Origin of the sequence: Pseudomonas sp. 5Ae-yellow (genome assembly GCF_014077575.1) — a bacterium.
In the GTDB taxonomy this organism is placed as follows: Bacteria; Pseudomonadota; Gammaproteobacteria; order Pseudomonadales; family Pseudomonadaceae; genus Halopseudomonas; species Halopseudomonas neustonica.
This window is the reverse complement of record NZ_JACGWE010000035.1, coordinates 21,058-29,124: the sequence shown is the minus strand read 5'-3', so window position 1 is coordinate 29,124 and position 8,067 is coordinate 21,058. Positions and strand designations below refer to the sequence as shown.

Sequence of the window (8,067 nt, the reverse complement as noted above, 5' to 3'; positions counted from 1 at the left end):
AAGAGCAGACCTATTTGAATACATCGAGCGGTTCCATAATCCTAGGATGCGACGTAGAGTTGCTGCGCAGGATCAAAAGCTCTTAGCTGTTTTATAACCGTCCGTGGAAACGGGGTAGAACCCGAGCTAGGTTTTGCGACTGACGATTTGATTTGGGTAGAGCACCCGGCGGACGGCTGTGACAACCCTGAGCAGAGTTGAAATTAAAGCAGAAAAAGGCGATTTGCCATTATATCGCGTGGTGTTTATCTAGGCTTGGGGCTAGTCTGTAAATCAAAATAGACGCCTGGTAACAGACTGCCCATGCTTGATATCACTACCTTGATGGTCGTTCTTGCGTTAACCACGATTACCTCTGCATTGGGGCTGCTGGTAGCCAGCTTTTTGAATCGTCAGGTTGTTGCCATTCGCTACTGGGCGCTGGGCATTGGCGTGATCATCGTCGGTGTGGTGTTGCAAAGCATGAGACATCAAGTGCCGCTATGGCTTAGCGCCGCTGTGATCACACAAGGTTACTTCGTGTGGCTGTGGGGGACGCGCTGCTACCGCCTCAACGGGCATATTAATGGCTTCTGGCTGACAATGTGCCTCACGCTGTTGGTGCAAGGTGGTTTGTTTTTTGTTTTGCGTGACTCATGGCGTTACAGCGTAGTGTTGTACAGTTTGATTGTGGTGCTGGTCAGCCTGCTCAATATCGTCGAACTGTGGCGCATGCGCATACCTCAACGCGCGCTGATTTGGGTATGGAGTAGTTTGTGGGGCGTTCACTCTGTGATCTATCTGCGCCGCTTTTTACTGTATCAATTTGATCCTGTTTATATGGCTGCAGACACCCTCGACGCCGCAGAATCAGTAGAGGCGCTCAACTACCTTGAAGGTATTGTATTTGTTTACTGCTTTTCGTTGCTCTGTGTCATTCTGGCTACCCGTAGCCTTCAGGATGAACTCAAGCTACAGGCAACCCGCGATCCACTCACCAATTTGCTCAATCGCCGTGCCTTTGAAGAGTCTGCCTTGCGTCAGCTTGCGATCAGCCAGCGTGAACGGGAGGAGGTGGCGCTTCTATTGATGGATCTCGATAAGTTTAAGTGTATCAACGATACGCATGGCCACGGCGCCGGAGACGAGGTGCTGAAGGCATTTGCCAGGCATTTGTCGCAACAAGTGCGGGCGCAGGATTTGCTGTGCCGCTTTGGTGGCGAGGAATTTGTTTTATTGATACCAGGGGGTAATAGTCAGAGTATCGATGCATTGGCTGAGCGTATACGCACACTATGGCAAACTCAGACGTTCACAGTTGCCCAAGGCGAGCTGAGCGCGACCGTTTCAATCGGCTATATTTCTAGCGCTGATGTCGAGAGGCAGGGCCTGTATAGTCTGATCGATCGGGCTGATAAGGCGCTTTATCGGGCGAAGCAGGACGGACGTAATTGTGTGAGATGCTGGCAGCCTGAGCCAATACTGACGCCAGTTCCTTCGTAAGGTCGGCATAGCGGCAAAGATCCTATCGCGATAGCACGTGCAACTAACTTCCAATACAGACAAGGTTGTATACCTATGATTGTTGTTCATCATCTGAATAATTCGCGCTCGCAACGCATCCTCTGGTTACTTGAGGAGCTGGGGTTGGAGTATGAAGTGAAGCGCTACGAGCGGGACCCTGAGACTATGCAGGCTCCGGCAGCGCTTAAGGCGATACATCCGTTGGGAAAATCGCCGGTGATCACTGATGGCGAATTGACCCTGGCAGAGTCTGGCGCGATCGTTGAATATCTGGTTGATACATACGGCCAAGGACGCCTGGCACCCGCTACTGGCACCGCTGAGCGACTACGTTTCAACTACTGGTTGCACTACGCCGAGGGATCGGCGATGACGCCACTGCTGCTCAAGCTGGTATTCAATCGGGTCGAGTCTGCGCCCATGCCCTTTTTTGCCAAACCTTTCGCCAAGGGCATTGCCGGCAAAGTAAAAGGTAACTTTATTGAGCCGCAAATTATCCAGCACTTGAACTACATGAATTCGGAGTTGGCTGCGACCGGGTGGTTTGTGGGAGATGACTTCAGTGCTGCAGATGTGCAGCTGAGCTTTCCATTAGAAGCTGCTGCCGCCCGCGGTGGGCTCGATCAGAAGTGGCCAAACCTGACCGCATTTTTGCAGCGTATTCACGCACGTCCTGCTTATAAAAAGGCGCTGGAGCGTGGCGGTGAGTACAACATCATTGGCTGAAATGCAGGCTTTTATGATGCTGGATTAACTGGCAGGCGCAGACCTCCCTGCGGAAACTACGCCTGCTTTTTTGCCCCCAACGCTTCTTTAGTAAGTGCTGGCTTTTGGTATGTTCTGCCTGTTTTACTTCAGCGCTAGCAAGGCCTCGCTAGCTATCACAATCAAAAAATAAAAATTTCAAGACACATCTTGTTTTTGTCTACTCTGTTCAATAGAGTACTTTGCATAAAACAAAAATAGAGATGAGCAATGTCTCCATCCCCCGAAGAAGCAGCGGCAGCCTTGCGCGCGATCAATAGCGTGCAGGCGCGTGCTGCCGGTTTCCAGGACTACCGCGCCGAGTCACGACAGTTAATGCTGTGGGGCGTAGTCAATCTGCTTGGCTGTATTTTTACCGCACTTTTCCCTTCGCTTTTGTTACTAATCTGGCTGGTAGTGGTGATCGTTGGTCTTTTGGCTGGCGTTCGCTTGGCGCGCGTTGCGCAGGAGTCCATGCCCGGTATCGTTTGGCGCTACCTGGTATTAGTGGGGTCCGTGCTGCTGTTCGCCGCATTGATACACGTTGTCATGTGGCCACTTACGCCGCAGCAGGGCAGCATGGTCGTGCCGCTATTTGTTGCCACGCTTTATGCCATTCGCGGTGCTCAGTCACGCCCGCGCTATCTGATTATTGGCACCTCTCTGGCCATCCTTTGTTTCTGCTGTTTCCTTTTTGCCACCGTGCACTATTGGTGGTGGCTGGCCCTCGCCTGGGGCGGCACCTTTATCGTGTCCAGTCTCTGGTTGAGGCGCACCTGATGGAGACACCAGACGACCTTATTCACCAGCCGGTTCGCCTGAAAATCATGGCCGCCCTGAATACGTTGGCGAGCAACCAATGGCTTGAGTTTGTTTCTTTGCGCGCCATTGTGGATACCACCGATGGCAACCTGGGTGCGCATTTGGGCACGCTGGAAGGTGCGGAATATGTGCGAATCAAAAAGGATTTCGTCGGCAAGAAGCCGCGTACACGGGTGAGCCTCAGTGCCAAGGGCAGAGAAGCATTTGCCCACTACGTGGCCAACCTTCACGCGATTCTCACGCCGCAGAATATTGATAGCTAAACAGCCTTACTCAATACCTCAACATAAAAATCACAATCGGGGGCAACATGCAGACTCATACCTTTACACTCTTCGCCAGTCGCTGGCACGGCCGCTTGCGGGCGATTTCATTATGCTTGCTGTTGGCGGCCGGCGGGTTATCAGCGTCCTGGGTATGGGCGCAAACAGAGGACAGCACGGCTCAACCACAAGCCGAGTTGGAAGTGCAGGGAACTCAGAGCGGGGTGCAGACCATAGCGCAAGAGATCGCCGTGCAACCGAGTGACGATGCGGTGTCCTTTGGTGTGCGCGATATGTTTGAGCAGGCTGATCCCTTGGTTAAGGCGGTCATGCTCCTGCTGGTCTTTTGCTCGCTGCTGACCTGGGCGGTGCTGTTTGAAAAGATCTTTGTATTCACTCGTGCGCGCCGCGGTAATCAACAGTTCCTCAAGGCGTTCCGCGCGGGACAGCTGGACGTGCTCGCTGATACTGCAGACAACAGCGCTATGGGCCGGATGTGGCAAGTGGGGCAGGCAGAACTGAAGCACTTCAAGAGCCTGCCGGCACAAACAACCGAAACCGACCGGGTTAACCGCTTACTGCAACGCATGGCGTTAACCGCCGGTATTGTGCAGGAGCGTGACTTGGCTCGTATGGGTAGCATGATGGGGGTGCTGGCAACCATAGGTGCTACCGCTCCCTTCATTGGCTTGTTCGGGACGGTATGGGGCATCCTCAATAGCTTTGCCAGCATTGCCACACTCAAATCGGCCAGCCTTGCTGTGGTGGCGCCGGGTATCGCGGAAGCGCTTTTGGCCACGGCTCTTGGCCTGTTTGCCGCTATTCCAGCGGTGATGATCTTCAATAAGTTCGCGCGTGATATCAACGGCTTCGTTGGTGCGCTGGATAATTTCTCTGCGGAGATGATTGCCAGTACATCGCGCCAGCTTGACGAAGGACGTTGATATGGGCATTCAACTTGGCTCCGGGCCGCTGGTAAAACGCCATAACTATCAACAAAACGCCGAGATGAATATCACGCCCTTTGTTGACGTGATGTTGGTGCTACTCATTATTTTCATGGTGGCTGCACCTTTGGCCACGGTGGATGTGCCGGTTGACCTGCCAAGTAATGCGGCCACACCGAGCCCGCCGCCAGACGAACCGATCTATGTAAGTGTGCAGGCCGACGGCAAGCTCTTTGTGCAGGAACAGCCCATCAGCCTGTCAGCATTGGCAACGCAGATCATCGCAGTAACCAAGGGCGACAAAGCTACGCGATTGTTTTTACGTGGTGATCAAGCCGTGGACTACGGCACCTTGATGCGCGTTATGAACACGCTGCAAAAGGCCGGTTATACTCGTATCAGCCTGGTCGCCTCGGAAGAGCTGGAGCCCTGATGAGCCGTATGACAGATAGCAGCCAGTGGGCGATGCGTCTGCTGGTGGTGCTGGTCTCGCTTGGCTTACATGCCGCTTTGCTGGTGTGGCTGTTTGGCAGCCAGTTTCGACACGCCGCGCCGCAGACGCCACAGGTGGTTGCGATTGAGTTGGTTGAGATTCCGCCGCCAGAGCCCGAACCAGAACCCGAGCCGGAACCGGAACCGGAACCGGAGCCCGAACCAGAGCCACCACCACAACCTGAGCCACCACCCAAACCTCGAGTCGTTCAGCGCCCCACGCCAGCACCTGCGCCACCACCCAAGCCGAGTGGTCCGCCGGTACACAGTTTTGGTGCCAATCAGCAGTGGGCCGCGCCACCAGCGCCGCCAACCAGCGCGGCAACAAGCAGCCGTGGGCGTATGGCGCCATCGGGGTACGCCGACACGGTAAAGAATCGAGTCATTGCCAACCTGAAACGTCCGGAGGGCGCTCTATACGAGCCACCGCCGGGCTATAAGGGTGACCCAAACGACTTGAAGCGCAAGTGCTCTATACCCTACGAGATCACCGTCGATGGCAATGGCCGCATGCTGTCCTACGAGATTGATCGCTGTGTTGACGAGGTACTGAACCGGGCCGCCGAACAGGCTATTCGTAGCGCAGGACCTTTCCCGGCACCACCGGGTGATGGCTCTGGGCAATACATTATTTATGGCACCGCTATCTTTATAGATTAGTCAGGAGACAAGTATGTCGATCAATCAACGCCTGATGTTGGCTGCAACGCTGGCGGCACTGAGTGCTTGCGTCAGCGCGCCCCCACCGCCGCCAAAACCAGATCTCACACCTAAGCTGACACCGCTGAACCCTGATACCAAGGCCAGTTTTGAGTGTGCAGGGGCGCTGCCAGATGTTCATCGCCAGATCTGCGCCAGTGATGCCTTGGCGCTGCAGGATAAAGACCTTGCTGTTTATTTGCACAAGCTAACCGACCGGCTTGACCTGCCGGGTGCGCTGGTGCTGGAGGCAAATCAGCGTCAATGGCTGCTGAGTCGTGCCGCTCAGTGCGGTTTGGGCAATGCGACCCGTACCGATGTGAGCGCTGACAGCAATGCCATTGCGTGTCTGCAGGCGATGTACCGCCAGCGCGATGCCCAACTCAAGGCATGGCCGATACCGCAGCCTCAGCCGCAGCGTGAACGTCATGCCTGGGCCAGCTACGCCGAGTTCAGGGTTGCTGAGGACCGTAGTAATGGTCTTTGCACAACAGTCGCAAATGCGTTGAACCAGTCGTTGGCGGCTGATGGCCGAATCGATCTTGCGGCCTTGCCGGGTGCCCAGCTCAGGGCCGGTAGTAGCGCAGCTGTGACGGCTGTCGACCTGAACGGGCAGCAGGTCAGTGTTGAATTGTATGATGCCGGTTTGTATGCGGGGTATCAGCAACGGGCGCGAGGCTTGCGTATTAATGGTCAGGTGGTGATGGATGATCGCTTGTTACCGCGCTGGGTCGCCCAACAACCCAATTATGGCGGGCGGGCCTATGCTTCCTCATCGCAAACGGGCGATTACGGCAGTATTGACGTATTCACTTACCAGGGTGAAAACTGGGCTCTGGTCAATGAAACCTGGGGCTTCTATTCGCCTGCGGCCCGAGGCGAGTCAGCCTATGCTGGTCTTTACGGCTTGCAGGGGACTGTCACCCCGCAGTGCCTGTTTCAAACCTACCTGACACCACCCAGGTCCAATACGCTGCGGGGCTTACCCAGCTACAGCGCGCTGGATGAGGCGCTGACCCTGCTCGCTGGCGATCCATTGCTCGGCTATTCGCAGCAAGAACGACGCGACCTCTCACAGCGTTGGAAAGAACGTCAATGGACACTGCTCAATCTGCCGTTACTGGGCGTTGACCAGCTTGAACGTAACGGTCGCGAGGCCGCCATTCGCGCCCGTCACGATATGGCCATGAATCAGTTCTTTGAGTGGTCAGAACGCAATGTAGCCACCAAGCGATTGTATCGCCGGGTTATGCCGATGCTACGGCCTGCGCATCAGGAGCTGGTATCCATATTTACCGACCAGGGCTTGAATTCGCAGGAGGCCGTGACTGCGGCAGATTTGTTATTCCACGAAACCTTTGCCCGCGCTATGGAGAATCTCTACGCGCCGTCAGCACCGCCGAGTGCGCCTGCTGCGCCCTTTGCCGAATACCGCCCGCGCTATGCGATAGCACCGGAGGCCGGAGCTCTGGAGCAGGGGCGTCAGTTTGCCACTTTGCATAGTGTGCTACTCAACGGCGCACCATTGTCAGTAGTCAGCGATTTTGTCGACTATGAAACCCGCGTGTTGGGCGCACAACGGGGTGTTGGCGCAGACGGTGATACTGCCTTGATGGCTGCTGTAGCAGATCCGCAAGCTGTGACATTGCTCTTGCAGCGAGGATTTGCTGTGAATGAGAGTAATGCCTGGGGCAAGACCGCATTGATGTCTGCAGCACAGGTTGATCAGCCCCAGAGTGCCCGATTGTTGCTGGACGCAGGTACCAATATTCATGCGCAAACCCAGCGCAAGCCAGGCGTGGGCGTAGGTGGTCCTGATCGGCGCGCAGCTGAGTCGTCACCGCAGACCGCATTGCTGATTGCGGCTGGGGAGGCGGGCAGCGCAATGATCGATCTCCTGGTGGATGCTGGCGCAGCGCGCCAGGCCTGGAGCGGCTACGACAAGCAGGTTTGTGAGCAGTTGGAAAAAAACGCGCTGCTGACGCAAAGTGACCAGGAGCGCTATCGCGCCTCTGACCTGTGTAAGGCAACTTATGCGCCGTTGCCCGCGGGGTCGCAGAATGTAGTGGATATTCGCGGTGGCGATGAACTTACCATCCGCGATGATGGTACCGAGTATGCAATACGCTTGTTGACTCGGGCACCCATGACCTTGTTTGGACGGCCAGCGGAGATAGCGCCGGAAGATATGAAGGATGAAGTGGGCCCACTGGCTATCAGTGTCGCCATGGCGGCGCAGCGCAAAGCTGGCGGGAGAATAACAGGACCGCTGAACCTGGTATTCGATAATCTCGCCGACAATACGCCCGAGTTGCTCAAGCCTCAGGTTAGCTTTCCTGTTGAAGGGGCGCTCGCCAATATCGCTGGTTATCGTATCAACCAGAAGCCGGAACAATTAGTGCTGAGCCTGCATTATCAGCCGCAGACCCAGACAGCCGAGGGGGCTTGGCGTGCACTTTACAGTGCAGCCTATACTCAGGGCTTGAAGCCGACCGGAGCCGGTTATGTCATCATCGATAATAGAGGCGGGCGCCGCTTTGACTATCAATTGGTGGTAACCGATACCTACGAGGAGCCTAGATAGCCATTGGAACCAA

Annotated in this window: 8 protein-coding genes; all 8 read left to right on the top strand. The window is 55.5% G+C overall.

Features of this window, described 5'->3' with window-relative positions; translation table 11 throughout:
- The first annotated feature begins 303 nt into the window (after positions 1-303).
- The 8 genes from H4J77_RS15835 to H4J77_RS15800 all read left to right on the top strand — a co-directional run bounded on the left by H4J77_RS15835 (position 304) and on the right by H4J77_RS15800 (position 8,054).
- Entirely contained in the window at positions 304-1,482 is a 1,179-nt protein-coding gene (locus H4J77_RS15835; protein WP_123889802.1) for a GGDEF domain-containing protein, read from the top strand.
- 75 nt (positions 1,483-1,557) lie between these two features.
- Positions 1,558-2,229, top strand: coding sequence for a glutathione S-transferase (locus H4J77_RS15830; RefSeq protein ID WP_182249369.1), 672 nt, complete (start codon positions 1,558-1,560; stop codon positions 2,227-2,229).
- Positions 2,230-2,478: 249 nt separating this feature from the next.
- Positions 2,479-3,027 (top strand): hypothetical protein, encoded by a 549-nt coding sequence (locus H4J77_RS15825; protein WP_123889804.1) that lies wholly within the window; start codon positions 2,479-2,481, stop codon positions 3,025-3,027.
- A complete protein-coding gene (locus H4J77_RS15820; protein ID WP_123889805.1) occupies positions 3,027-3,332 on the top strand; it encodes a transcriptional regulator in 306 nt (101 codons plus the stop codon). The genes H4J77_RS15825 and H4J77_RS15820 overlap by 1 nt, the downstream gene beginning before the upstream one ends.
- Positions 3,333-3,379: 47 nt before the next feature.
- Positions 3,380-4,276 (top strand): MotA/TolQ/ExbB proton channel family protein, encoded by an 897-nt coding sequence (locus tag H4J77_RS15815; protein WP_123889806.1) that lies wholly within the window; start codon positions 3,380-3,382, stop codon positions 4,274-4,276.
- 1 nt (position 4,277) lies between these two features.
- Positions 4,278-4,712 (top strand): TonB system transport protein ExbD, encoded by a 435-nt coding sequence (gene exbD / locus H4J77_RS15810; RefSeq protein ID WP_123889807.1) that lies wholly within the window; start codon positions 4,278-4,280, stop codon positions 4,710-4,712.
- Positions 4,712-5,431 carry a TonB C-terminal domain-containing protein gene (locus H4J77_RS15805; RefSeq protein WP_182249367.1) on the top strand — a complete coding sequence of 240 codons (720 nt, stop codon included), beginning with the start codon at positions 4,712-4,714 and terminating at the stop codon, positions 5,429-5,431. The genes exbD and H4J77_RS15805 overlap by 1 nt, the downstream gene beginning before the upstream one ends.
- 13 nt (positions 5,432-5,444) lie before the next feature.
- Positions 5,445-8,054 (top strand): ankyrin repeat domain-containing protein, encoded by a 2,610-nt coding sequence (locus H4J77_RS15800; protein WP_182249365.1) that lies wholly within the window; start codon positions 5,445-5,447, stop codon positions 8,052-8,054.
- Positions 8,055-8,067: the final 13 nt, after the last annotated feature.